This is a genomic window from Exiguobacterium flavidum (genome assembly GCF_003344535.1).
In the GTDB taxonomy this organism is placed as follows: domain Bacteria; phylum Bacillota; class Bacilli; order Exiguobacteriales; family Exiguobacteriaceae; genus Exiguobacterium_A; species Exiguobacterium_A flavidum.
In genome coordinates, this window is record NZ_QPKS01000002.1 from 126,011 (window position 1) to 149,941 (window position 23,931).

The 23,931-nt window shown below is 58.4% G+C and carries 25 protein-coding genes, 1 other RNA gene and 1 pseudogene; 26 read left to right on the top strand and 1 reads right to left on the bottom strand.

The window, feature by feature from the left end; translation table 11 throughout:
- The first annotated feature begins 2 nt into the window (after window positions 1-2).
- The 17 genes from DFG60_RS02385 to DFG60_RS02465 all read left to right on the top strand — a co-directional run bounded on the left by DFG60_RS02385 (window position 3) and on the right by DFG60_RS02465 (window position 16,232).
- Window positions 3-1,187 (top strand): phosphoglycerate kinase, encoded by a 1,185-nt coding sequence (locus DFG60_RS02385; protein ID WP_114570140.1) that lies wholly within the window; start codon window positions 3-5, stop codon window positions 1,185-1,187.
- Between the two features lie 24 nt (window positions 1,188-1,211).
- Window positions 1,212-1,964 (top strand): triose-phosphate isomerase, encoded by a 753-nt coding sequence (tpiA, locus tag DFG60_RS02390; RefSeq protein WP_114570141.1) that lies wholly within the window; start codon window positions 1,212-1,214, stop codon window positions 1,962-1,964.
- A 1-nt stretch (window position 1,965) separates the two neighbouring features.
- Entirely contained in the window at window positions 1,966-3,510 is a 1,545-nt protein-coding gene (gene gpmI / locus DFG60_RS02395) for a 2,3-bisphosphoglycerate-independent phosphoglycerate mutase (RefSeq protein ID WP_114570142.1), read from the top strand.
- Between the two features lie 69 nt (window positions 3,511-3,579).
- Window positions 3,580-4,872, top strand: a complete 1,293-nt coding sequence (eno, locus tag DFG60_RS02400) for a phosphopyruvate hydratase (protein WP_114570143.1) — start codon at window positions 3,580-3,582, stop codon at window positions 4,870-4,872.
- Window positions 4,873-4,963: 91 nt separating this feature from the next.
- Window positions 4,964-5,278 (top strand): hypothetical protein, encoded by a 315-nt coding sequence (locus DFG60_RS02405; protein WP_114570144.1) that lies wholly within the window; start codon window positions 4,964-4,966, stop codon window positions 5,276-5,278.
- 155 nt (window positions 5,279-5,433) lie between these two features.
- A complete protein-coding gene (locus DFG60_RS02410; protein WP_114570145.1) occupies window positions 5,434-6,405 on the top strand; it encodes a LacI family DNA-binding transcriptional regulator in 972 nt (323 codons plus the stop codon).
- Window positions 6,406-6,412: 7 nt separating this feature from the next.
- Complete coding sequence (rbsK, locus tag DFG60_RS02415) at window positions 6,413-7,294, top strand: ribokinase (protein ID WP_114570146.1); 882 nt, start codon at window positions 6,413-6,415, stop codon at window positions 7,292-7,294.
- Entirely contained in the window at window positions 7,291-7,683 is a 393-nt protein-coding gene (gene rbsD, locus DFG60_RS02420; protein WP_114570147.1) for a D-ribose pyranase, read from the top strand. Before rbsK ends, rbsD begins: the two co-directional genes overlap by 4 nt.
- Window positions 7,684-7,698: 15 nt before the next feature.
- Window positions 7,699-9,177, top strand: a complete 1,479-nt coding sequence (locus DFG60_RS02425; protein WP_114570148.1) for a sugar ABC transporter ATP-binding protein — start codon at window positions 7,699-7,701, stop codon at window positions 9,175-9,177.
- A gap of 1 nt (window position 9,178) precedes the next feature.
- A complete protein-coding gene (gene rbsC / locus DFG60_RS02430; protein WP_114570149.1) occupies window positions 9,179-10,153 on the top strand; it encodes a ribose ABC transporter permease in 975 nt (324 codons plus the stop codon).
- Window positions 10,154-10,174: 21 nt separating this feature from the next.
- Entirely contained in the window at window positions 10,175-11,089 is a 915-nt protein-coding gene (gene rbsB / locus DFG60_RS02435) for a ribose ABC transporter substrate-binding protein RbsB (protein WP_114570150.1), read from the top strand.
- Window positions 11,090-11,289: 200 nt separating this feature from the next.
- Window positions 11,290-11,523 (top strand): preprotein translocase subunit SecG, encoded by a 234-nt coding sequence (gene secG, locus DFG60_RS02440; protein ID WP_114570151.1) that lies wholly within the window; start codon window positions 11,290-11,292, stop codon window positions 11,521-11,523.
- Window positions 11,524-11,623: 100 nt separating this feature from the next.
- Window positions 11,624-12,364, top strand: coding sequence for an alpha/beta hydrolase (locus tag DFG60_RS02445; protein ID WP_114570152.1), 741 nt, complete (start codon window positions 11,624-11,626; stop codon window positions 12,362-12,364).
- A gap of 14 nt (window positions 12,365-12,378) precedes the next feature.
- Window positions 12,379-14,730: a ribonuclease R gene (gene rnr, locus DFG60_RS02450; protein WP_114570153.1), complete on the top strand. Its 2,352-nt coding sequence runs from the start codon at window positions 12,379-12,381 to the stop codon at window positions 14,728-14,730.
- Between the two features lie 35 nt (window positions 14,731-14,765).
- The gene (gene smpB / locus DFG60_RS02455) at window positions 14,766-15,236 is read left to right on the top strand and encodes an SsrA-binding protein SmpB (RefSeq protein WP_114570154.1); all 471 of its coding nucleotides are present in this window, start codon (window positions 14,766-14,768) and stop codon (window positions 15,234-15,236) included.
- Window positions 15,237-15,294: 58 nt separating this feature from the next.
- Window positions 15,295-15,653: a transfer-messenger RNA gene (gene ssrA, locus DFG60_RS02460) on the top strand.
- Window positions 15,654-15,719: 66 nt separating this feature from the next.
- A complete protein-coding gene (locus DFG60_RS02465) occupies window positions 15,720-16,232 on the top strand; it encodes a GNAT family N-acetyltransferase (RefSeq protein ID WP_114570155.1) in 513 nt (170 codons plus the stop codon).
- Between the two features lie 19 nt (window positions 16,233-16,251).
- Here DFG60_RS02465 and hisJ read toward each other — a convergent pair whose 3' ends face one another.
- A complete protein-coding gene (gene hisJ, locus DFG60_RS02470) occupies window positions 16,252-17,046 on the bottom strand; it encodes a histidinol-phosphatase HisJ (protein WP_114570156.1) in 795 nt (264 codons plus the stop codon).
- A gap of 102 nt (window positions 17,047-17,148) precedes the next feature.
- Here hisJ and DFG60_RS02475 point away from each other — a divergent pair, with 102 nt between their 5' ends.
- From DFG60_RS02475 to hisIE, 9 genes and pseudogenes are all read left to right on the top strand, one after another.
- The gene (locus DFG60_RS02475; protein ID WP_114570157.1) at window positions 17,149-17,970 is read left to right on the top strand and encodes an ATP phosphoribosyltransferase regulatory subunit; all 822 of its coding nucleotides are present in this window, start codon (window positions 17,149-17,151) and stop codon (window positions 17,968-17,970) included.
- Window positions 17,971-18,579 (top strand): ATP phosphoribosyltransferase, encoded by a 609-nt coding sequence (hisG, locus tag DFG60_RS02480; RefSeq protein ID WP_114570158.1) that lies wholly within the window; start codon window positions 17,971-17,973, stop codon window positions 18,577-18,579.
- Window positions 18,579-19,793: a histidinol dehydrogenase gene (gene hisD, locus DFG60_RS02485; protein ID WP_114570159.1), complete on the top strand. Its 1,215-nt coding sequence runs from the start codon at window positions 18,579-18,581 to the stop codon at window positions 19,791-19,793. The genes hisG and hisD overlap by 1 nt, the downstream gene beginning before the upstream one ends.
- A complete protein-coding gene (locus DFG60_RS02490; protein WP_114570160.1) occupies window positions 19,790-20,761 on the top strand; it encodes a pyridoxal phosphate-dependent aminotransferase in 972 nt (323 codons plus the stop codon). The genes hisD and DFG60_RS02490 overlap by 4 nt, the downstream gene beginning before the upstream one ends.
- Window positions 20,734-21,315, top strand: coding sequence for an imidazoleglycerol-phosphate dehydratase HisB (hisB, locus tag DFG60_RS02495; RefSeq protein WP_114570161.1), 582 nt, complete (start codon window positions 20,734-20,736; stop codon window positions 21,313-21,315). The genes DFG60_RS02490 and hisB overlap by 28 nt, the downstream gene beginning before the upstream one ends.
- Window positions 21,312-21,875: an imidazole glycerol phosphate synthase subunit HisH gene (gene hisH / locus DFG60_RS02500; RefSeq protein ID WP_114570162.1), complete on the top strand. Its 564-nt coding sequence runs from the start codon at window positions 21,312-21,314 to the stop codon at window positions 21,873-21,875. Before hisB ends, hisH begins: the two co-directional genes overlap by 4 nt.
- The gene (gene hisA, locus DFG60_RS02505; protein ID WP_114570163.1) at window positions 21,872-22,576 is read left to right on the top strand and encodes a 1-(5-phosphoribosyl)-5-[(5-phosphoribosylamino)methylideneamino]imidazole-4-carboxamide isomerase; all 705 of its coding nucleotides are present in this window, start codon (window positions 21,872-21,874) and stop codon (window positions 22,574-22,576) included. Before hisH ends, hisA begins: the two co-directional genes overlap by 4 nt.
- Window positions 22,570-23,322: an imidazole glycerol phosphate synthase subunit HisF gene (gene hisF, locus DFG60_RS02510; RefSeq protein WP_114570164.1), complete on the top strand. Its 753-nt coding sequence runs from the start codon at window positions 22,570-22,572 to the stop codon at window positions 23,320-23,322. The genes hisA and hisF overlap by 7 nt, the downstream gene beginning before the upstream one ends.
- Window positions 23,316-23,922: pseudogene (gene hisIE / locus DFG60_RS13775) on the top strand (bifunctional phosphoribosyl-AMP cyclohydrolase/phosphoribosyl-ATP diphosphatase HisIE). Before hisF ends, hisIE begins: the two are co-directional and overlap by 7 nt.
- Window positions 23,923-23,931 lie beyond the last annotated feature (9 nt).

The following is a 23,931-nucleotide window of genomic DNA, read 5'->3' on the forward strand; positions in this document are numbered from 1 at the left end:
GCATGAACAAGAAATCAATTCGCGACATCGATGTAAAAGGAAAACGCGTCTTCACACGCGTCGACTTCAACGTACCGCTCGAAGATGGACATATCACGGACGACACGCGGATCCGCGCAGCGCTCCCGACGATCAAATTGCTCGTCGAAGGCGGTGCGAAGGTGATCCTCGCAAGCCACCTCGGACGCCCGAAAGGCGAGAAGAAGGCTGAATTCTCACTCGCTCCTGCAGTGGAACGCCTCGGCGAACTGCTCGACCGCGACATCAAGCTCGTCGAAGAAGCATACGGTCCGGTCGCAGAAGAAGCAGTCGACGCGATGCAAGAAGGCGACATCGTCGTTCTTGAAAACGTCCGCTTCTACCCGGGCGAGACGAAGAACGACCCTGAGCTCGCACAAGGTTTCGCGAAGCTCGCAGACGTCTTCGTCAACGACGCGTTCGGCGCGGCACACCGTGCCCACGCTTCGACGGAAGGGATCGCGCACAACGTCGACACGGCTGTCGCTGGTCTCTTGATGGAGAAGGAACTTGAAGTTCTCGGTAAAGCCCTCTCGAACCCTGAGCGCCCATTCACGGCCATCATCGGCGGATCGAAAGTAGCGGATAAGATCGGTGTCATCGATCATCTCCTCGACATCGTCGATACGCTCATCATCGGTGGCGGTCTCTCGTACACGTTCCTGAAAGCTCAAGGATACGAAGTCGGGACTTCACTGCTTGAAGAAGATAAGATCGAACAGGCGAAGGAATTCATGAAGAAGGCAGAAGACAAAGGCGTCAAGTTCCTCATGCCGGTCGACTGCGTCATCACGAAGGAATTCGGCGAAGAGACATACGTCGGACCAGTCGCAATCGATCAGATCCCGGCTGACCACATGTCGCTCGACATCGGACCGAAGACGGTCGAACTGTACGCGGAAGCGATCAAGAACTCGAAACTCGTCGTCTGGAACGGACCGATGGGCGTGTTCGAACTCGATAAGTACGCGAACGGTACGAAAGGCGTGGCGCAAGCCCTCGCTGACAGCGACGCTTACTCGATCATCGGCGGCGGCGACTCGGCTGCTGCAGCTGAGAAGTTCGGTCTCGCAGACAAGATGAGCCACATCTCGACAGGCGGCGGAGCAAGCCTCGAGTTCATGGAAGGCAAAGCCCTTCCAGGAGTAGAAGCACTTAACGACAAGTAATCAGTTCACGAAGGAGTGTAGAAGATGCGTAAACCGATCATCGCAGGAAACTGGAAGATGAACCTCACCCTCAAGGATGCAGTCGCATTCGCAGAGGAAGTCAAAGGCAAGGTGCCGGCAGCGTCTAAAGTCGACGCGGCAGTCTGCGCACCCGCTGTATTCCTCGCTCATGTGGCGGAAGCGGCGAAAGGCACTGACCTTAAAATCGGTGCTCAGAACATGTACGACAAGGAAAGCGGAGCTTACACTGGCGAAATCAGCCCGGTGATGCTCAAGGAACTCGGCGTGACATACGTCATCCTCGGTCACTCTGAGCGCCGCGAGTACTTCGGCGAGACAGATGCCTTCATCAACAGCAAAGCGAAGAAAGCGTTCGAACACGGACTCGTCCCGATCGTTTGTGTCGGCGAGACGCTCGAAGAGCGCGAAGGCGGCAAATTCGAAGACGTCATTCGTGAACAGACAGCGAACAGCCTCAAAGGCCTCACTGTCGACCAGGTGAAAAACCTCGTCGTCGCTTACGAGCCTGTCTGGGCAATCGGAACAGGCAAATCGGCGACAGAACAAGATGCACAGGATTCTTGTAAGTTCGTCCGTGACGTCGTCGCGGCTGAGTTCGGTACGGAAGCTGCAGAAGCCGTCCGCATCCAGTACGGCGGCAGCGTCAAGCCGGAGAACATCAAGGAATACATGGCGCAGCCGGACATCGACGGAGCACTCGTCGGTGGAGCAAGCCTAGAGACTGCTTCGTTCCTCAAACTGTTGGAGGCGATCTGACATGAAGAAACGCCCAGTCGCGCTGATCATTCTTGATGGTTTCGGTATGCGGGACGAGGAGTTCGGGAACGCCGTCAAAGCGGCGAACAAACCGAACTTCGACCGGTACTGGGGACAGTATCCGCATACGTTGTTGAATGCGCAAGGGGAATACGTCGGTTTGCCGGAAGGTCAGATGGGGAACTCGGAAGTGGGCCATCTGAACATCGGTGCAGGCCGCGTCGTCTACCAATCGCTATCCCGAATCAACAATGCCATCAAGGACCGCTCGTTCTTCTCGCGTCAAGCGATGAACAACGCGGCAGGTCACGTGAAGAAATACGGTTCTGCCCTGCATATCTTCGGTCTCGTGTCTGACGGAGGCATCCACAGCCACATCAACCACCTGTATGCGGTGCTCGAATTCGCGAAGCTTCACGAGATCGAGAAAGTCTACGTCCATGCCTTCACAGACGGACGGGACTGTGATCCGAAGTCTGGCGCAGGGTTCCTGCGCGAGACACAAGCGAAGATGACGGAGCTTGGCGTCGGCCAGTTCGCTTCCGTCTCTGGACGCTATTACGCGATGGACCGCGACAACCGCTGGGAGCGCGTCAAGAAGGTCTATGACGCGATCACGTTCGGTGAAGGTCCAACGACGAAAGACCCGATCGCGACAGTCGAGGCGTCTTATGAGAAGGACGTCACCGATGAATTCATCGACCCGACCGTCGTCGTGCAGGAAGACGGCACACCAGTTGCGCCGATCCACGACAACGATGCGATCATCTTCTTCAACTATCGTCCGGACCGGGCTATCCAGCTCGCGAAGGTCTATAAGGAGAAGGAAGGCTTCAACGGTTTCGAGATCCCGGAGAATGCGCCGAAGAACCTGTTGCTCGTCTCGATGACGAAGTATTCGGACGCTATCGATACGGATATCGTCTTCCCGCCTGAAGAAATCAAGAATACGCTCGGCGAGACGCTTTCGAAGCAGGGTCTTCAGCAGCTTCGCATCGCCGAGACGGAGAAATACCCGCACGTCACGTTCTTCTTCAACGGCCAACAGGAACAGCCATATGAAGGAGAAGACCGGATCCTCATCCCTTCGCCGAAGGTCGCGACTTACGACCTGAAGCCTGAGATGAGCATCTATGAAGTGACGGACGCGCTTCTCCAAGCGATCGACACGGACAAGCACGACGCGATCATCCTCAACTTCGCGAACCCTGACATGGTCGGTCACTCGGGTATGCTCGAGCCGACGATCAAGGCGGTCGAAGCGGTGGACGAGTGCCTCGGCAAAGTCGTCGATAAAATCATCGGCAAAGGCGGCGCGGCCATCATCACGGCTGACCACGGGAACGCGGACATGGTCCTCAACCCGGACGGCAGCAAGATGACGGCGCACACGACAGAACCGGTCCCATGCATCATCACAGTCGATGGTGTCGAAGTGAAAGAGCCGCTTACAGGCGTGCTCGCTGACCTCGCACCGACTGTACTCCACCTGCTCGGCGCAGAACAACCGGCTGAGATGACAGGTACGTCGATCGTTTTGAAATAATCCCGTCGATCGACGACGCAACACCAGAGGCAACACAAAAATCCCTTATTCACGAAGGAGCGAATTTTCATGTCAATGATCACAGAAATTTACGCACGCGAGATTCTCGATTCACGCGGTAACCCAACGGTAGAAGTAGAAGTATATACAGAAGATGGCGGTTTCGGCCGCGCTCTCGTCCCATCAGGCGCATCGACTGGTGAGCACGAAGCAGTAGAGCTTCGCGATGGCGACAAGTCACGTTACCTCGGTAAAGGTGTCTTGAAAGCAGTCGACAACGTCAACGAGAAGATCGCACCTGAGATCATCGGTTACGACGTCTTCGACCAAACGGGCATCGACAAGAAGATGATCGAGCTCGACGGTACGAAAAACAAAGGCAACTTCGGCGCTAACGCGATCCTCGGTGTCTCGATGGCAGCAGCTCGCGCAGCAGCGGATGAGCTCGGTCTCCCACTCTACACGTACCTCGGCGGATTCAACGCGAAGACGCTTCCGACTCCGATGATGAACATCATCAACGGTGGTTCGCACGCGGACAACAACGTCGACTTCCAAGAGTTCATGGTAATGCCTGTCGGCGCGCCGACATTCAAAGAAGCGCTCCGCATGGGTGCTGAAATCTTCCACGCTCTTAAAACGGTTCTTTCAAAACGCGGCCTCAACACAGCTGTAGGTGACGAAGGCGGCTTCGCACCGAACCTCGGTTCGAACGAAGAAGCGATCACGGTCATCCTCGAAGCAATCGAGAACGCTGGATACAAAGCGGGCGAAGATGTCTACCTCGCGATGGACGTCGCTTCGTCTGAGTTCTACGACAAAGCAGCTGGCACATACAACCTCGCTGGCGAAGGTAAAGTCCTCACGACTGCTCAGCTCGTAGACTTCTACGCTGAACTCGTCGAGAAATACCCGATCATCTCGATCGAAGATGGTTGCGACGAAAACGACTGGGAAGGTCACAAACTTCTCACGGATCGTATCGGACATAAAGTCCAGCTCGTCGGTGACGATCTGTTCGTAACGAACACTGAGAAGCTTGCACAAGGTATCGAGCAAGGTATCGCGAACTCGATCCTCATCAAAGTAAACCAAATCGGTACGCTCACAGAAACATTCGACGCGATCGAAATGGCGAAAAAAGCTGGTTACACAGCAGTCGTATCGCACCGTTCTGGTGAGACTGAAGATTCGACGATCGCTGACATCGCTGTTGCGACGAACGCTGGTCAAATCAAGACAGGTTCGCTCTCGCGTACAGACCGTATCGCGAAGTACAACCAACTTCTCCGCATCGAAGACATGCTTTCAGACGTCGCTGTCTACGACGGAATCAAATCGTTCTACAACCTCAAGAAGTAATTCTTGCGGCACGACCGTCAGTCCTAGGGGCTGGCGGTTTTTTTGTATTGGTTTTCGGGAAAAGTAGGGGGAAGAAAAGGGGGCTTCGCGCATGATCATGCGTTATCTGTTTCCATCCACCGTCTCGTCGCTCAGTGATATCGGTCTGAGGATGACCTACTTCGTCGAGCTGCTGCTCTTCGTCGGTCTCTATCTGATCATCGAGGACTTCTCACGGCGCAGTCTGTTCATCAGTTTCATCCTTCTCTCCGGAGGTCTCGTCGCCTTGGTCCCGGGACTGATCTATATTTGGCGCAATGATCCGGTCGGGGCCGTCATCGACATCCCGTTTTTGCTCTTATATATCATCGAGCCGCTAGCGATCCTGTTGTTCCTCTGGTCGCTGATCAAACGAATACGCGCGTGACGCGTGACAGGCTGTCTTTCAATCAGGGGGCGGCCTGTCGCTTCGTCTCAGGTCGCTCGACCCGGAACAAAAAGTAAAAAGGGGGTTGATGTGTAACCGGTTACATATTATGATAACTTATGTAAACGGTTACACAACGAAATTGAGGTGAGGTCATGGCGACGATCCGAGAAGTGGCGAAGCAGGCGAACGTCTCTGTCGCAACCGTCTCACGTGTCATCAACCAAAAGGGTTATGTCAGCGAAGAAGCACGGACAGCGGTCCTTCAAGCAATCGAGAAGCTCGACTACCGCCCGAACCGGGTGGCGCGGTCGCTCTATCAGAAAAAATCGGGATTGATCGGGTTGATTCTGCCGGACATCACGAACCCGTTCTTCCCGCAGCTCGCACGGGCAGTCGAGGACGTAGCGAACCATCATGGGTATCAGGTCATCCTCTGCAACACGGACGAGCAGTTCCAAAAGGAGGAGGCGTACATCCAGGCGCTCGAGTCGATGCACGTCGATGGATTGATCATCACGACGAACTACTCGGACAATCCGAACTATGCGAACACGGACGTGCCGATCATCGCGCTCGACCGGGTATTGCAAGGCGCGATCCCGACGGTCTCCTCAAACGGGTATGCAGGCGGAAGACTTGCAGCCGAGTGGCTGATCGGACACGGGGCGGAAAGACTAGCGATGATCACGGGACCGGCGAAGTTCCCGACGATCCGCAAACGCCACGAAGGATTCGAGGAGGCAGCGGGCGACCGGCTCGTCGCGAGCATCGAGTCGATGTTTCACTTCCAGGATGCGCTGAAGGCGGCTGAGAAGTTGTTCAGTCAGCATACGTTCGACGGTTTGTTCGCAGCGAACGACGTCATCGCGGCAGCAGTCATCCAGGCGGCCAAGCAGCGGAACATAGCGGTCCCAGAGCAACTGCAGGTCATCGGCTACGACGGCATCGAGCTTGGCGAGATGATCACGCCGCCGCTGACGACGATCGCACAGCCGATCTATCAGATGGGCGAGATGGCCGCGAAACTATTGATCGAACGAATCGAAGGCGGACCGATCGAAGCATCGCACCATGAGCTTCCGGTCCATGTGATCGAGAGGGAAACGACAAAGAAAAAAGGGTGAGTGAAACATGAAGGACATTCGAGTCATAGGCAGTGTATCGATGGACCTCGTCGTCGAGAGCGAACGTCGTCCCGGAGCAGGTGAGACGGTGATCGGCTCCGCCTTTCACACCGTACCAGGCGGAAAGGGCGCGAACCAGGCCATCGCGATCGCGAAGCTCGGCGGAGACGTCGAGATGATCGGCTGCATCGGAGACGATGCGAACGGTGATATCATCCGGAAGAACTTCGAATCGAACGGGGTCGGCACGGCGGAACTGCGGACGGTCGCGAACGAACGGACCGGGACGGCACATATCGTGCTCGCAGAAGACGACAATTCGATCATCGTCGTCCAGTCGGCGAACCTGCATGTGACGTACCCGGAAGCCGAGCTCGCAAGACTCTTGCAGGGAGCGAAGATCGTCCTGCTCCAGCTCGAGATTCCGATCGAGACGGTCAAGGCGATCGCGCGTCACGCGAAGAGACAAGGCATCCCGGTCATCCTGAATCCGGCGCCAGCCGTGCTGCTTGATCCGGAATTGATCGAGGACGTCACGTACCTGACGCCGAACGAACACGAGTGCGAGCTGATCTTCGGCGGCGGTCCGGTCGAGAAGTGGCTCGAGGCATACCCGAACAAGCTCGTCCTGACGGAAGGGAGCCGGGGCGCACGTTTCCATGACGGGACGCAAGTCGTCACGGTCCCTGCGATCAAGACGACACCCGTCGACACGACAGGTGCGGGCGATACGTTCAACGGGGCGCTCGCCGTCGCATTGACGGAAGGGAAGACACTCGAAGAGGCCATCCGCTTCGCGAACAAGGCGGCAGGCATCTCGATCCGGAAACTCGGCGCGCAAGGCGGCATGCCGACACGAAGCGAACTCGAAGCGGAGGGAATCGAATGAAACGACACGGAATCTTGAACAGCCACATCAGCAAGGTGCTCGCGGATCTCGGCCATACGGACACGATCGTCATAGCGGATTGCGGTCTTCCGATACCGGGTGGCGTCGAACGGATTGATCTCGCGCTCAAGCTCGGGACGCCGTCCTTCCTCGACGTGCTCGAGGTCGTAGCAGGCGACATGGCAATCGAGAAGATGACGCTCGCCTCGGAAATCAAGGAGCTGAACCCGGGAGTCGAGCAGGCGACGATTGAACTGCTCGACGTTCCCGTCACCTATGTCAGCCACGAACAATTCAAGGAAGCGACGCGCGAGGCGAAGGTCGTCATTCGGACTGGTGAAGCGACACCATATGCGAATGTCATCCTGCACGCAGGAGTCATATTCTGAAACGGAGGGGAACAGATGCGCATTCAAATGAACGGAATCACGAAGGCGTTCGGGGCTGTCCCTGTCCTGAAGGGAGTCGACTTCGAACTCGCACCAGGTGAAATCCATGCGTTGATGGGCGAGAACGGGGCAGGCAAGTCTACACTGATGAAAATACTGACAGGCGTGCACGAGGCGGACAGCGGGGGCATTCAGGTCGACGACGTCGAGACGCGCTATGCGAATCCGAAACAGGCGGAAGAGGCGGGTATCGCCTTCATCCATCAGGAGTTGAACATCCTGCCTGATTTGACCGTCGCGGAGAACCTCTACCTCGGACGGGAGCTGAAGAACCGGTTCGGCGTCCTGAAGCAGGGCGAGATGAAACGGCACGCCGAGCAGCAGCTCGCGGAACTCAACGTCTTCATGGACGTCGAGCAGCTCGCGCGAAACCTGTCCGTCGGGCAGCAACAGATGATCGAGATCGCGAAGGCGCTAATGACGGACGCGAAGGTCATCATCATGGACGAGCCGACGGCAGCGCTGACGGAGCGGGAGATCCGCGCGCTGTTCAGCGTCGCGACGGCGCTTCGAGCGCAAGGCGTCTCGATCGTCTACATCTCGCACCGGATGGAGGAGATCTTCGAGCTGTGCGACCGGATCACGGTGCTGCGGGACGGTGTGTCCGTCTCGACGCACGACATCACGGAGACGACGTTCGAACAGATCGTCCGCGAGATGGTTGGCCGTGAAATCGGCGAACGCTACCCGGGGCGCACTCCCCGGATCGGGGAGACGATCCTCGCCGTCGAAGGGGCGAGCGGAAAGGACTTCGAGGACATCACGTTCGAGGTACGGGCTGGAGAGATCGTCGGTTTCTCCGGCCTGATGGGCGCAGGGCGAACAGAGACGATGCGCGGCCTGTTCGGCGTCGACCGGATGAAGCAAGGCAAGGTGCTCCTCGACGGGAAACCGGTCAAAATCAAGACGCCGTACGATGCGATCAAAAACGGTATCGGTTTCCTGACGGAGGACAGGAAGGGAGAAGGCCTCTTCCTCGACTTCTCGCTCCGGGAGAACATCTCGATGCCGGCGCTTGGCGGGTTGTCGAAAGGGTCGGTCATCAAAGAGAGTGAGGAGAAACGATTCGCACAGAACTACCTCGAATCGCTCCAAGTACGCCATCATTCGATGGAACAGCCGGCGAAGTCGTTGTCCGGAGGAAACCAGCAGAAGGTCGTACTAGCGAAATGGCTCGGGACGAAGCCGCGCGTGCTCATACTCGATGAACCGACGCGGGGCGTCGACGTCGGCGCGAAGAAGGAAATCTACACCATCATGAATCAGCTCGCCGAAGAAGGCGTAGCGATCGTGATGATCTCATCCGACCTCCCGGAGGTGCTCGGGATGAGCGACCGCGTCTATGTGATGCGGGAAGGACGGATGAGCGGCATGCTCACACGTTCGGAAGCGACGCAAGAAGGAATCATGACGCTTGCGACAGGGGGACAATGAGATGGAATTGATGCAAGGAAAGCTGGAACAACAAAAAACGAAGAAGGTCGGACTCGGCCAGAAGCTCGGACCGCTGATCGGATTGCTCGCGATCATCATCGTCGTGACGATCCTCGAACCGGGCTTCCTGACCTTGCCGAACCTGTTCAACATTCTGCGGCAGGTCTCGATCAACGCCCTGATCGCTTTCGGCATGACGTTCGTCATTTTGACCGGCGGGATCGACTTGTCGGTCGGATCGATCCTCGCGTTATCATCCGCGTTCGTCGCAGGGATGATGACGGACGGGACGTCGGCGATCGTCGCCGTCCTCGCCGGTCTGATCATCGGCGCCGTGATGGGTGCGCTCAACGGGATGGTCATCTCGCTCGGTAAGGTCGCACCGTTCATCGCGACGCTCGCGACGATGACGATTTTCAGGGGATTGACGCTCGTCTACACGGACGGGAAGCCGATCACGAGTCTCGGCGATTCATCGTGGTTCGAGCTGTTCGGCCGCGGTTATCTCTGGATCCTGCCGGTGCCGGCCGTGACGATGCTACTCGCCTTCTTCGTCCTGTTCTTCATCCTGAAGAAGACGACGTTCGGCCGCTATACCTATGCAATCGGCGGAAACGAGGAAGCGGCGAAGCTGATGGGGATCCAGGTCAACAAGGTGAAGATCATGATCTACTCCCTGTCAGGACTGCTCGCGGCACTCGCCGGCATCATTCTGACGTCCCGCCTCAACTCGGCACAGCCGACGGCAGGGACATCGTACGAACTCGACGCGATCGCTGCCGTCGTCCTCGGAGGCACGAGCCTCTCAGGCGGCCGGGGCTGGATCGTCGGGACATTGATCGGCGCCCTGATCATCGGGACGCTCAACAACGGACTCAACCTGCTCGGCGTGTCTTCTTTCTTCCAACTCGTCGTAAAAGGTCTTGTCATCCTGTTCGCCGTGCTCGTCGATCGCAAGCAAGCGAACGCATCATAATTTAACCAAGGAGGAACTACGATGAAAAAACTGCTCGCACTGCTCATGATGGCGATGATGGTATTCGCCGCCGCCTGTTCGTCGGAACAGCCAGGAAGCACGGATGAAAAGGAGACTAAGACGAAGGACTTCAAGATCGGCCTTTCGATCTCTACGTTGAACAACCCGTTCTTCGTCGCCCTGAAGGATGGCGCGGAGAAGGAAGCGAAGGCGCAAGGCGCGACGATCACGGTCGCGGACGCACAAAATGATGCGGCGAAGCAAGCGAGCGACGTCGAGGACATGATCCAGAAGAAAGTCGACTTGATCATCATCAACCCGACGGACTCGGCTGCAGTAGGTGCTGCGGTCCAAACGGCGAACGATGCGAACATCCCGGTCGTCACGGTCGACCGTAACGCAGAAAGCGGAGAAGTCGTCGCGCACATCGCGTCAGACAACGTCGCGGGAGGCAAGCAGGCTGGCGAACTCATGATCGAGCTGGTCGGCGAGAAGGCGAAGGTCGTCGAACTCGAAGGTATCCCGGGTGCGTCAGCGACGCGCGACCGCGGAGAAGGGTTCCACGCGGCAGTCGACGGCAAGCTCGACGTCGTCGCGAAGCAGTCGGCGAACTTCGACCGCGCGCAAGGTCTCTCGGTCATGGAGAACATCCTGCAAGACAACAAGGACATCAAGGCCGTCTTCGCGCACAACGACGAGATGGCGCTCGGTGCAGTCGAAGCGCTCCAGGCAGCTGGACTCAAGGACGTCAAAGTCATCGGCTTCGATGCGACGGACGATGCGATGAAGGCAGTCGAGGAAGGCAAGATGGCGGGGACGGTCGCCCAGAAGCCGGCTGACATCGGCAAGATGGGTGTCGAGGCGGCGATCAAGCACCTCAAAGGCGAAGAAGTCGAGAAGAACATCCCGGTCGAACTCGAATTGATCAAGAAGTGACGCGAAGCAATGTCGGCGCAAAAGCCGTCTGACTCCGTCAAGGGAACGAGGAAGGCACATATTTCGGCGTGATTCGCCGGATATGTGCCTTTTCTGTCCCTTTCGACAAGGGCTTGATACGTTTATAGAGAGGATTGACTTGTTCCCTTCCAGATTTTTCTCTATAATGAAGGGAGCGTATATTTGAAGGAGGAACACCGATGATCATTCAAAACGTGGCTCTTGTCGGCCTCATCATCGTTTCAGTTCTCCTCATCATCGTCGTGCTGCTCATGTCTGGCCGTACAGCTGGACTCGGAGCGCTCACTGGTGGGGCAGAACAACTATTTGGTCGCCAAAAAGCTCGTGGCTTGGATGCGGTACTCAACCGTGTGGCGTCAATTCTCGGCGCTTTGCTCTTTATCTTGGCGTTGATCGTCGCTTTCTATAAGTGAGCATCGAAACGACAGTTGCGAGTAGGCGCTGTCGTTTTTTTGTACTTGCCGGTCTAAAAAGAAATACTTTTTGGGTATAGATTTAGAGGGGGATTTTGCAATGAAAATCAGTCTACCGAAACCATTCTACTTCGAAGGCGGGGAGCGTGCGGTCCTGTTGCTGCACGGCTTCACGGGCTCGAGCGCGGACGTCCGGATTCTCGGACGTTACCTGCAGAAGAAGGGCTATTCGTCGCTCGCGCCGCAGTACAAGGGACACGCCGCGCCGCCGGAGGAACTGACGAAGACAGGACCTGCCGACTGGTGGCAGGACGTGCTTGACGCCTACGCGGAGCTCGAGGCGAAAGGGTACGCTGAGATCGCGGTCTGCGGACTGTCGCTCGGCGGCGTCCTCTCACTGAAGCTCGCGACGGAGAAGCCGGTCAAGGCCGTCATCCCGATGTGTGCTCCGGCCTACATCAAGAGCGAAGAAGTGATGTATGCAGGTGTGACGGAGTACGCCCGCGAATTCAAGAAGCGGGAAGGCAAATCGCCTGAGCAAATCGAGGCGGAGATGGCTGAGTTCGAGCCGATGCCGACGCTGAAGGACTTGCAGCGGCTGCTCGAAGAGACGCGAGACTCGCTCGGTGAGATCTATTCGCCGACGCTCGTCGTCCAAGCGAGAGACGACCATATGATCAACACGGATTCAGCAAATATCATTCACGACGGGGTGAACGCGTTCCAAAAGGAACTGATCTGGTACGAGGAATCGGGTCACGTCATCACCCTCGACAAAGAAAAAGACAAGCTCCACGAGGACATCTATCATTTCCTCGAGTCCCTCAACTGGAGCAACTAACTGGAGGTGCAACGTTGGATTTAAGAGAACGTATACTCGAAATCATCAAGGCGGACGAGCGTCCGCTTTCGATCGATCAATTAACGACGAAACTCGAACTGAGCGATACGGCTGAGTTCAAAGAACTGATCAAGACACTGAATGTACTCGAAGACGAGGCACTCATCGCACGCACGCGTTCGAACAAATATGGCACGCTGCAGAACATCGGGCAGGTCGCGGGAAAGATTTCCGTCCACCAGCGCGGGTTCGGTTTCGTCTCGCCTGAAGACGGTTCTGTCGGCGACATCTTCCTGCCTGCGAACGAGCTCGAGAACGTCTACAATGGGGACCGCGTCCTCGTCAAGGTGTTCGCCGAGTCACGCGGCGGAGACCGCCGGGAAGGCAAGCTGCTCAAGATCCTGTCACGAGGACCGGCCGATTTCGTCGGAACGTTCATCGTGCCAAAAGGCCGACTCGAGTCGCTCGCCTATATCGAGCCGGACGACACGAAGCTGAGCTTCCTGCCGGTCGTCGCGCCGGAAGAGACGCTTGGCGCCGTCGACGGGCACAAGGTGCTCGCACGGATCACGAAGTATCCGGACGGACGTTTCGCCGGTACGGCGAAGGTCCTCCAGATCATCGGACACAAGAACGACCCTGGCGTCGACATCCTGTCGATCGTCTATAAGCATGGCATCAACACGGAATTCTCGAAGGAGGCGATTGCTGAGGCGAACGCCGTACCGGATGAGATCGACGAGAAGGATCTCGTCGGACGCGTCGACCTGCGCAAGGAGACGATCGTCACGATCGACGGCGCGGACGCGAAGGACCTCGATGACGCGGTGCACGTCAAGCGTCTCTCGAACGGCAACTATGAGCTCGGCGTCCACATCGCGGACGTCTCGCATTACGTCAAGGAGAACTCGGCACTCGACGAGGAAGCGCTCGAGCGCGGGACGAGCGTCTATCTCGTCGACCGCGTCATCCCGATGATCCCGCACCGCCTGTCGAACGGGATCTGCTCGCTCAACCCGCACGTCGACCGCCTGACGCTCAGCTGCGTCATGGAAATCGACGGCAACGGGACGGTCGTCAACCATGAGATCTTCCAGAGCGTCATCAAGACGGTCGAACGGATGACCTATACGGACGTCCGCAAGATCGTCGAGCGCGAGGACGAGGAAGTGATCGAGCGCTACAAGGACCTCGTCGACAACTTCGACGAGATGGCAGCACTCGCAGCGATCCTGCGTGAGCGCCGCTCGCGCCGTGGGGCGATCAACTTCGACTTCCCGGAAGCGAAGGTCGTCGTCAACGAGGAAGGCAAGACGAGCGACATCCTGCTCCGCGAACGTTCGGTCGCCGAGAAGCTGATCGAGGAGTTCATGCTCGCGGCGAACGAGACGGTCGCAGAGCACGTCCAGCGCCAGGAGTTGCCGTTCATGTACCGGATCCACGATGAGCCGAAAACGGAACGTCTCGACACGTTCTTCCAGTTCATCGCGAACTTCGGGATCAACATCGAACGTAAAGGCGAATCGGTCGCACCGAAGACGCTCCAGAAGATCCTCGACGCGGTCGAAGGCGAGCCGGAAGAGGCCGTCGTCAGCACGGTCATGCTGCGCTCGCTCCAACAGGCGAAATATGACGTCGAGCCGATCGGCCACTTCGGTCTGTCGACGGACTACTATACGCACTTCACGTCACCGATCCGCCGTTATCCGGACTTGATGGTCCACCGTCTGCTCCGTCAATACGTCATCTTCGGAGACAAGTCGGAGTCGACTCGGGCACGTTACGCGGAGACGCTTCCTGAGATCGCGGACCACGCCTCGAAACGGGAACGCCGTGCCGTCGATGCGGAACGCGAGACGAACGCGCTCAAGAAGGCGGAATATATGGAGCAGCACATCGGTGACACGTTCGAAGGTGTCGTCAGCGGCGTGACGAACTTCGGGATGTTCGTCGAACTCCCGAACACGATCGAAGGACTCGTCCACATCCAGGCGATGACGGACGACTTCTACCGCTACGATGAAGCGAACTATCAGCTGATCGGTGAGCGGACGAAGCAGCAGTTCCGGATCGGCGACACGGTCGAGATCAAGGTGACTGGCGTCAACATCGACGAGAAGACGATCGACTTCGTCGTCGTCGGCATGCCGGAACGCGAGAACAAGCGCCGCTTCGAGTCGAAGACGATCCGCTCGAGCGGAGGACGTCCGGGTCAGAAGCGCGACGATAAGGACGGCAAGAAACCACGCGGACGCGGCGGCAAGCCGAAGGACCAATCGAAGGGCCGCGGCTTCGCGAAGAAGGATGCGAAGGACAAGCCTCCGTTCCATAAAGGTGTCTCAGGCAAGAAGAAAAAGAAGCGCTGATAAGCGCTTCCGTCAAGAAAAGTGGTGTATCTGACATGGCAAAGAACAAGGATTCGAACGTGCTCGCGAACAACAAACGGGCATCGTTCGACTACGCGATCGAGGACACGATCGAGGCAGGTCTCGTCTTGACGGGCACGGAGATCAAATCCGTCCGTAAAGGCAAGATCAGCATCGGGGACGCGTTCGTCCGGTTCGACAATGGCGAGGCGATCCTCTGGAACGCGAACATCGCCCATTTCGAACAAGGGAACCGCTACAACCATGAACCGCTCCGCCCACGCAAGATGCTGCTCCACAAGAAGCAGATCGAGCAATTGATGAGTTCCGTGACGCGCGACGGCTATACGGTCGTTCCGCTCAAGGTCTACATCAAGAACGGGTTCGCGAAATGTCTCATCGGCCTCGGGCGCGGTAAGAAGAAGTACGACAAGCGGGAAGACCTGAAGAAGAAGGACGCGAAGCGCGAGATCGACCGGACGCTGCGCGACAAGCAGAAGTATTGAAGCCGTAACGTTTTTCTGGTACAGTATAACTAAGCCGGAAGGCCCCATTTTCTATCATGGGGACGTTACGGATTCGACGGGGGTAGTTCGGTCTTCTGTGGCGTGTCGAGGGGTCGGCCTCGTTAAAACGCACCAGCCATAACTGGCAAAACTAACACACAACTCGCAGCAGCTTAATTGCCGCTACGGATCCTAGCAGCCGTCGCCTGGTCGGCTGATTTCTAGGGTCTCACTCTAAACAGGCTACGCTCGGACCTTTCCGTCTGTAGGGAATGAGAAGAGATTGAATCAGACTGGTCGGATGGACGCCTGTCAATTGGCAGCCTGACGACGAGACTTCAATAAATTGACTACACACGTAGAAGCTTAAGAATACGATGCCTTCGGACGTGGGTTCGACTCCCACCGTCTCCACTACCGAATAGGCGCTCTCGATATCGAGGGCGTCTTTTTTAGACATTCTTTTTGAAAGGGGTTACATCGATGATCAGAAAAGCGACACTTGCCGACAGCAAGTCATTCGCGGAACTGTTGCGGCGGATCGACCGCGAATCGAAGAACATGTTGCGCGAACCGGATGAGCAGACGCTCTCGAGCGAGCAGGCCGAGGCGATGATCGAGAAGTTCGGCCAGTCGCCGAACTCCTGCATCCTCGTCGCGGAAGAGGATGGACAGCTCGTCGGCTACTGTTTACTCAGCGGCAGCGACCTCGCACGGACCCGCCACGCGACCCGGCTCGTCCTCGGTGTCATGCAGGCGCATTCGGACAAAGGCATCGGGACGGCGCTGCTCAAGATGGCGGACGAGTTCGCGGCGACGGCCGGGATCCACCGGACCGAGCTGACGGTGCGCAAGGACAATGCGCGCGCGATTCACCTGTACCATAAGATGGGCTTTGAGATCGAAGGGACGAAGCGCGACTCGCTCCTGGTCGACGGTGAATATGTCGATGAACTGTATATGGCGAAGTTGTACGAAACAGACCCGGAACGCTGAATGCGTCCCGGGTCTTCGTTTACCAATTGAAATCGAAATCAGCCGCGACGTCCTGCGCGAGATGGGCGTCCGATCCATAGACGAGCGGAATTCCGAGAGACTGCGTGACCGTCAGCAGTTCAGGGTATGGATAAGGAAGGCCGCAGAGCGGTTTGCGGAATCCAGCCGTGTTGACGTCGAGTGAGAAGTCGACCTGGCGCACCTTCTTGATCGTCTCGATCAGGTTGTCCGGTTCCGCCTCGAGCGGGAAACGTTTGATGTACTTCGTCGGCAATGTCAGGTGTCCGAGACGTTTCGGCTGATGTTCGCCGAGGTTCGTCATGAGGAGCGCTTGGATGCCTTCGTAATAGCGCTCATGCGCCTTCTTGACGGAGCCCATCACCTCGACGATTTCAGCGAACGTATCGTCGCTGTAGTCGACCGAATAGTAGCGGTCACCGATCCAGAGATAGTGGAGCGAGAGGATGCCGTCAGTCAGCCGCGGCGCATAGCGGGCGATGATGTCACGCGTCCCGTCGACGTCGTTCTCGAAGTAATCGAACTCGAGACCGATCCTGATGTCGATCTGATCCTTATATTCTTCGCGAAGTGCGGTCAATTCCTCGATGTAACGTTCCGCATCCTCGAACGTCATGCCGGAATCCTTTTCCGGAGCCGGGTCGTCGAGACCTTCCGGCAGCGGGGCGTGTTCGGTGAAGCTGATCCGCTCGAGCCCGCGGTCAAGTGCGGTCTCGATGTACGATCTCAGGGAATCCTTCGTTCCGTGCGGGCAGTAGGGGGAGTGCACATGGCCATCCCATTTCGTTAGTTGCATAAAAAAATCCTCCTTCGGCTTGACAGCATGGTCCAAAACACGATATCTTATCAGTAAATATTTTAGTGTGGTAAAGTGATAATAAGTTAAAGGGGTGGGACGATGCAATCATTTTCTACGATTCGACTAAAAAGCGGGGCGACCGATCACGTCGGAAAGTCGGCTGAGCGCCTGCAGCGCGTCATCCGTCAATTAGAGGACGGCCTCCATAGTCATGACTATACCCGTTTGATCACGCCTTTAATAGAAGAAGTCGGCGGACGGGAACAGATTCGGATGGATTTCACGACGAGTGTCGCCCGAGCGCTGTCTGAGCGCGGACGTGAACAATATAAGAAGGTATTCTACAGCGGTTCCGTCTTCCAGCCGGAGGAGAAGTTCCAGGTCGGCTTCGAGGAACGGGGCGACATCGATGAGAAGAAGGCGATCAGCCTCGCCGTCGAGCTCGTCGAGGAGCTGACCGGCAAGAAGGTGACGTTGTCGATCGGGGACGCGGGGTTGATCGAGCAGCTGCTTGCGGCGCACGTCAAAGACCATCATCTGCGCGAACAGGTGACGGAGATGTTGCGCCAGCGGAACGTCATCGAACTGAAGCGCGTCGCGAAACAGCTCGGGGACCCTTTGCTCGGCAAGTTGCCGATCCTGTTCGGGCGTGAAGGCGCGGAACTGATCTTGCCGCACGTCGACGAGGAACGCTTGAACCAGGTCATCGCTCTCGCGGACGACTTGCAGGCGGATCTCGACTTCGGTCAGATGGGCTTGCAGAACTATTATGACGGGGTCACCGTCCACGGCTTCATCGACGGCGTGCCGGAACCGGTGCTGATCGGCGGACGGTACGACCGGCTGTATGAACAATTCGGACAAGAACAACGGGCGTTCGGCATCGGGTTTTCCGTCGAACGGCTCGCGGAGGTGCTGTAAATGCGGATCGGAATCACGAAAGGCCGGCTCGCGAAGTCGACCGAACGCTATCTGAAACAGGCGGGAATCGAGACGTGGGGAGAAATCGAACGTGAACTGATCGTCGAACGCGGCGGTCATGAGTTCGTCTTCATGAAAGGATCCGACCTGATCCCTTACGTGGCGCAAGGTGTCCTTGACGTCGCGATCACGGGGAGTGACATTCTGCTCGAATCGGACCAGGAACTGTCGGAACTCGCGGAACTGCCGTTCGGGCAGTGCCGGATGTCGGTTTGCGCGAAGCAGCCGCTTCAATACGAAGGCGGACGGCGTGTCCGGATCGCGACGAAGTATCCGCAGATCGCACGCCGCTACTTCAGCGAACTCGGCCTCGACGTCGACATCGTCCCGTTGAACGGTTCGGTCGAACTCGCCCCGATCCTCGGCCTTGCCGACGCAATCGTCGATATCGTCGAGACGGGGGAGACGCTCCGGGCGAACGGGTTGAATGAATACGAGAAAATCATCGATATCAGCGCCCGCTTCTTTACGAGCGAATGGACGCTGAAACGCAAGCGCGTCGAAGTGATCGCGCTGCTTGAGCAACTGACGGAAGAGGTGACGCCGTGATGGCGAAGAAATTGAATCGGGACCGCAACACGGAAGAGGCCGTCAAGGTCATCCTCGACAACGTGGCGGAGACAGGGGACGAAGCACTCCAAACCTATACTGAGAAGTTCGACGGGGAAAGCGTTTCGAACTTCCGGCTTGAGGCGGAACGGATCGAAGCGGCCTACGCCGCTGCGGACCCGAAGCTCGTTGAAAGCCTGAATGTGATGGCGACGCGGCTCAACGCGTGGCATGAACAGGAGCTGCCGAGCGACATCGAGCTCGTCGAGGCGAACGTGACGCGCCGTCAACGGTTCGTCCCGGTCGACTCGGTCGGCATCTATGTGCCGGGCGGCGCTGCGAGCTATCCGTCGACCGTCCTGATGAACGCGATCCCGGCCCGTGTCGCGGGCGTCAAGCGGATAGTCATGGTGACACCAATCACGGGACTGACGAAAGAAGTGTTGACGGCAGCGAAAATCGCCGGTGTCGACGAGATCTACACGGTCGGCGGGGCACAGGCAATCGCGGCGTTGACGTTCGGAACGGAAACGATTCAGCCGGTCGACCTGATCGTCGGCCCCGGCAACCGGTTCGTCGCCGAGGCGAAGCGCCAGGTCTACGGCATCGTCGGCATCGACTCCGTCGCGGGTCCGTCCGAGGTCGTCATCATCGCGGACGACTCGGCCCACCCGGACCGGATCGCGGCTGACTTGCTCGCCCAGGCCGAACACGACGCGGACGCCGTCTGCATCGCCTTCGTCCCGACACGTGAGATGAAGGAAGCGGTCGACGCGGAACTCGAGCGGCGCCTGTCACAGTTGCCGCGCGAGGAGATCGCGCGCGCCGCGATGAAGAACGGCGGGGTCATCGTCCTGCCGCTCTCAGAAGCGGTCAATCAGGCGAACCGGCTCGCGCCGGAGCATCTCGAGCTCGCCGTCCGCGACCCGCTCGAACTCGCGAAATCGATCCGCCATGCCGGGATGATCTTCCTCGGCCATGAGACGCCGGAGACGCTCGGCGATTACGTCGCCGGAACGAACCACGTCCTGCCGACGTCAGGGACGGCGCGCTTCGCGTCTGGTCTCTCGGCACGGACGTTCCTGCGCAGCCAGACGATGCTCGAGGCAAACGCGGCGGGACTTGCTGAACTCGCGGAAGCGGCGAAGACGGTCGCCCGCGTCGAAGGACTTGAAGCACACGCACAAGCGATAGAAGTGAGGGAATCCTTATGAGACTGCACCAGAATGAACGATTCACACCACATAGCAAACTCGGCCTCGAGAAGGTGAAAGGGCTGATTGACGCGTTCGAGCTGTCCCACTATCCGGAACAGGCGATCGAGGACCTGAAGGAATCCTACGCGCGGTATGCCGGCGTCAAGCCGTCCGAGCTCCTCGTCGGCAACGGATCGGACGAGCTGATCGGCTATCTCTGCTCGCGATACGGCGGGCCGGACGCTCCGGTCGTAGCGCCGATGCCGGACTTCACGATGTACCGGTTCTACGCGGACCGGGCACGGGCGCCGTTCATCCAGGTTCCGCTGACTGAAGGAATGGAGCTCGACGTCGAAGGGTTGATCGAAGCGCCGGGGAACATCATCTTCTTCAGCCACCCGCACAATCCGTCCGGTCTGCTCCGGACGGAGAGCGACGTTCGCCGTCTGCTCGATTCCGGCAAATACGTCGTCATCGACGAGGCATACATCGACTTCGCACTCGAACACTCGATGATCCACCTGCTCAAGGAATATCCGAAGGCGATCATCTTGCGGACGCTGTCGAAGGCGTTCGGCCTTGCCTCGCTGCGGCTTGGTCTGTTGATCGCGAGCGAAGACATCATCCGGGAAGTGTCGGAAGTCAAATCGCCGTACAACGTCTCCGAGCTGTCGGCTGCGGTCGGCGTCGCGATGATGGAAGAAGCAGAGCTTGACCAGGTCATCGATGAGACGCGGGCAAGCCGGCGCGTCATCGAACAGCTCGTCGCACCGCTCGGCAAGACCTATCCGAGCGCGGCGAACTTCGTCTATGTCGAGTATGCCGAGCCGGAACGCTTCAAGGCACGCTGCGAGCAGGCGGGCATCCAGGTGAGAGCGTTCGACGGTGCCTTCCGGGTCAGCTGCGGCTCGAACGAAGCGATGGAGATATTAGCAAAATGTGTAGAGGAGGAGCTTAGATGCGACGCGGAACAAGCGAACGGTTAAGTAACGAGACGGAGATCACGGTACAGGTCGACCTCGACGGCGGGAACGTCAAAATCGAGACGGGCGTCGGCTTTTTCGACCACATGCTGACGCTGTTCGCCTTCCAGGCGCGGATCGGCCTTGAGATCAAGGCGAAGGGCGACCTCTGGATCGACGCGCACCATACTGTCGAGGACACGGCGATCGGTCTCGGCATCGCCTTGACAGAGGCGCTCGGTGCGAAGGCAGGGATCGAGCGGTACGGCGAGGCGCGTGTACCGATGGACGAGACGCTCGCTTCGGTCGTACTCGACTTCAGTGGACGCCCGTTCACCGTCTTCAAGGCGGACTTCAAAAATCCGAAGCTCGGTGATTTCGATACGGAGCTCGCGGAAGAGTTCTTCCAGGGGCTCTCACGGAGTGCCCGGATGACGATCCACGCCGAGGTGATGTACGGGTCGAACACCCACCACATGATCGAAGGACTGTTCAAGGCGCTCGGACGAGCCGTCCGCCAGGCAGTCGCCGTGACCGGCCAAGGCGTCCCGTCGACGAAGGGACTGATCGACGGATGATCGCAATCGTGGATTACGGTGTCGGGAACATCGCGAACATCGAACGGGCGCTGAAACAGGTCGGGGAGGCCGTCATCGTCACGAGCGACCGCGAACTGCTCGAGCAGGCGGAAGCGCTCGTCCTGCCGGGCGTCGGAGCATATCGCCCGGCGATGGCGAGGCTAGAGGAGACGGGGCTCGTCGACTTCCTGAAGGAGCAGGCGAAGAAGAAGCCGTTCCTCGGGATCTGCCTCGGCATGCAGCTCCTGTTCGAATCGAGCGCGGAGGATGGCCGGACGGAAGGGCTCGGCATCCTGCCCGGGACGGTCGAGAAGCTGCCGGAGACGGTCCGGCTGCCGCACATGGGCTGGCACAAGCTGAAACAGCATCAGGAAGCCGTCTATTTCGTCCATTCGTACGGAGCAGTCTGTCCGGAAGAGATCATCGTCGACGCGGTCGACTACGGCCGGACGGTTCCGGCAATCGTCCGAAAGGGGACGGTGACGGGGATGCAGTTCCACCCCGAGAAGAGCGGAGAAGCAGGGCTTGAACTACTTAGAGAATGGAGGGCGAACACATGATACTTTATCCGGCAATCGATTTGATGAGCGGGCAGGCGGTCCGCCTGAAGCAAGGGGACTTCGAGCAGCGGACGCTGTTCGGGGATGCGTTGACGATCGCGCGTCGCTTCAAGGAGGAAGGGGCGACAGCGATCCACCTGATCGACCTCGACGGCGCGAAGGAGGGCGAACCGCGACACCTCGACGTCATCGCCGAGATCAAACGTGAGACCGGGCTGTTCGTCGAGGCGGGCGGCGGCATGCGAAACATCGGGACGGTCAAGGCGTATCTCGACGCCGGCATCGACCGTGTCCTGATCGGAACGGTCGCGCTCGAGGACGAGGCGCTGCTCGAAGAGATGATCGGGCTTGCGGGCGATAAGCTCGGCGTCGCGCTCGACGCGCAAAACGGCATCGTCAAGACACGCGGCTGGCTCGAGGAGAGCAAATGGACGCTCGAGGCGGCGATCGAGCATTTGATCGGCAAAGGGGTCAAGACGTTCCTCTACACCGACATCTCGCGCGACGGGATGATGCAGGGACCGGACGTCGACGGACTTGACCGCTTGAAGCGGGAAGGCATCGAGCTGATCGCCTCAGGCGGCGTGACGACGCTCGAGGACATCGCACGCCTCAAGCAGATCGGGATGGACGGGGCGGTCGTCGGCCGTGCCTTCCTCGACGGCTCGCTCTCCTTGAAGGAGGCGCTTCGCCTATGTTGATGAAACGGATCATCCCGTGCCTCGACGTCAAGGAAGGCCGCGTCGTCAAAGGGGTCAAGTTCCAGAATCTGCGCGACCTCGGCGACCCGGTCGCCGTCGCGAAGCACTACTATGAACAGGGGGCGGACGAACTCGTCCTGCTCGATATCTCGGCGACCCAGGAAGGGCGCGACACGATGCTCGACATCGTCGAACGGGTGGCGGAGGTCATCTACATGCCGTTCACGGTCGGCGGCGGGATCAAGACGGTCGAGGACGCGAAGCGGCTGATCCGGGCCGGAGCGGACAAGGTGTCGCTCAATTCGTCCGCCCTCAAGGATCCGAACATCATCCGTGAGGTCAGCCAGATGTTCGGTGTCCAGGCGACGGTCGTCGCAATCGACGCGAAGCGGACCGGAGATGGATGGGGCGTCTTCTCGCACGGCGGGACAGTTCCTGTCGGACGGGACGCGATCGAATGGGCGAAGGAGGCCGTCGCGCTCGGCGCGGGCGAACTGCTCGTCACGTCGATGGACGCGGACGGGACGAAGGACGGATATGACCTCGACCTGATCAGGGCGCTCCGCAAGGAAGTCAACGTGCCGGTCATCGCCTCCGGCGGCGTCGGAACGCTCGAACACTTGGCAGAAGGACTTGAGGCAGGGGCGGATGCCGCGCTCGCTGCATCGATCTTCCACGAGGCGACGTACACGATGCCCGAGACGAAGGCATATTTGAAGGAGAGAGGAGTCGAGGTCCGGTGCTGAACTTCGAAAAAGGACTTGTCGCAGCCGTCATCGTCGACGACGCGACGGGTGACGTCCTCATGCTCGGCTACATGAACCAGGAAGCATACGACAAGACGCTCGCGACCGGACTCGTCACGTTCTTCTCCCGGACGAAGGACCGTCTCTGGACGAAGGGCGAGACGAGCGGACACACGCTCGAGCTGCGCCGCATGTGGATCGATTGTGATCAGGACAGCCTGTTGATCCGCGTCAAAGCGAACGGTCCGACGTGTCACACTGGCAATACAAGCTGTTTCTACACGGAGGTGGATATCGATGCTGCACGAACTTGAGAAGACGGTCAAAGAAAAAGCGGCTGCCGGTGAGGAGTCGTCCTACACGAACTACCTGCTGAAATCAGGCAGGGAGAAGATCGCGAAGAAGTTCGGAGAGGAGGCGTTCGAGGTCGTCCTCGCGTCGGACGATACGCTTGCGGAGGAGACGGCCGACCTGCTCTATCACTTGACGGTCCTCCTGCATGAGCGCGGCGTGTCATATGACGATGTCGGGCGAATTCTCGAGGAACGCCACGGTAAGGCCTCCTCGTTCAAGGACCGCCCGGATGTCGAGAAGTGGTGAAATTGCCCT

Bases quoted from the DNA above. Each gene is read 5' to 3' on its own strand.
- DFG60_RS02385 (WP_114570140.1), top strand. From the start codon at position 3: ATGAACAAGAAATCAATTCGCGACATCGATGTAAAAGGAAAACGCGTC.
- tpiA (WP_114570141.1), top strand. From the start codon at position 1,212: ATGCGTAAACCGATCATCGCAGGAAACTGGAAGATGAACCTCACCCTC.
- gpmI (WP_114570142.1), top strand. From the start codon at position 1,966: ATGAAGAAACGCCCAGTCGCGCTGATCATTCTTGATGGTTTCGGTATG.
- eno (WP_114570143.1), top strand. From the start codon at position 3,580: ATGTCAATGATCACAGAAATTTACGCACGCGAGATTCTCGATTCACGC.
- DFG60_RS02405 (WP_114570144.1), top strand. From the start codon at position 4,964: ATGATCATGCGTTATCTGTTTCCATCCACCGTCTCGTCGCTCAGTGAT.
- DFG60_RS02410 (WP_114570145.1), top strand. From the start codon at position 5,434: ATGGCGACGATCCGAGAAGTGGCGAAGCAGGCGAACGTCTCTGTCGCA.
- rbsK (WP_114570146.1), top strand. From the start codon at position 6,413: ATGAAGGACATTCGAGTCATAGGCAGTGTATCGATGGACCTCGTCGTC.
- rbsD (WP_114570147.1), top strand. From the start codon at position 7,291: ATGAAACGACACGGAATCTTGAACAGCCACATCAGCAAGGTGCTCGCG.
- DFG60_RS02425 (WP_114570148.1), top strand. From the start codon at position 7,699: ATGCGCATTCAAATGAACGGAATCACGAAGGCGTTCGGGGCTGTCCCT.
- rbsC (WP_114570149.1), top strand. From the start codon at position 9,179: ATGGAATTGATGCAAGGAAAGCTGGAACAACAAAAAACGAAGAAGGTC.
- rbsB (WP_114570150.1), top strand. From the start codon at position 10,175: ATGAAAAAACTGCTCGCACTGCTCATGATGGCGATGATGGTATTCGCC.
- secG (WP_114570151.1), top strand. From the start codon at position 11,290: ATGATCATTCAAAACGTGGCTCTTGTCGGCCTCATCATCGTTTCAGTT.
- DFG60_RS02445 (WP_114570152.1), top strand. From the start codon at position 11,624: ATGAAAATCAGTCTACCGAAACCATTCTACTTCGAAGGCGGGGAGCGT.
- smpB (WP_114570154.1), top strand. From the start codon at position 14,766: ATGGCAAAGAACAAGGATTCGAACGTGCTCGCGAACAACAAACGGGCA.
- DFG60_RS02465 (WP_114570155.1), top strand. From the start codon at position 15,720: ATGATCAGAAAAGCGACACTTGCCGACAGCAAGTCATTCGCGGAACTG.
- hisJ (WP_114570156.1), bottom strand. From the start codon at position 17,046: ATGCAACTAACGAAATGGGATGGCCATGTGCACTCCCCCTACTGCCCG.
- DFG60_RS02475 (WP_114570157.1), top strand. From the start codon at position 17,149: ATGCAATCATTTTCTACGATTCGACTAAAAAGCGGGGCGACCGATCAC.
- hisG (WP_114570158.1), top strand. From the start codon at position 17,971: ATGCGGATCGGAATCACGAAAGGCCGGCTCGCGAAGTCGACCGAACGC.
- hisD (WP_114570159.1), top strand. From the start codon at position 18,579: ATGGCGAAGAAATTGAATCGGGACCGCAACACGGAAGAGGCCGTCAAG.
- DFG60_RS02490 (WP_114570160.1), top strand. From the start codon at position 19,790: ATGAGACTGCACCAGAATGAACGATTCACACCACATAGCAAACTCGGC.
- hisB (WP_114570161.1), top strand. From the start codon at position 20,734: ATGCGACGCGGAACAAGCGAACGGTTAAGTAACGAGACGGAGATCACG.
- hisH (WP_114570162.1), top strand. From the start codon at position 21,312: ATGATCGCAATCGTGGATTACGGTGTCGGGAACATCGCGAACATCGAA.
- hisA (WP_114570163.1), top strand. From the start codon at position 21,872: ATGATACTTTATCCGGCAATCGATTTGATGAGCGGGCAGGCGGTCCGC.
- hisF (WP_114570164.1), top strand. From the start codon at position 22,570: ATGTTGATGAAACGGATCATCCCGTGCCTCGACGTCAAGGAAGGCCGC.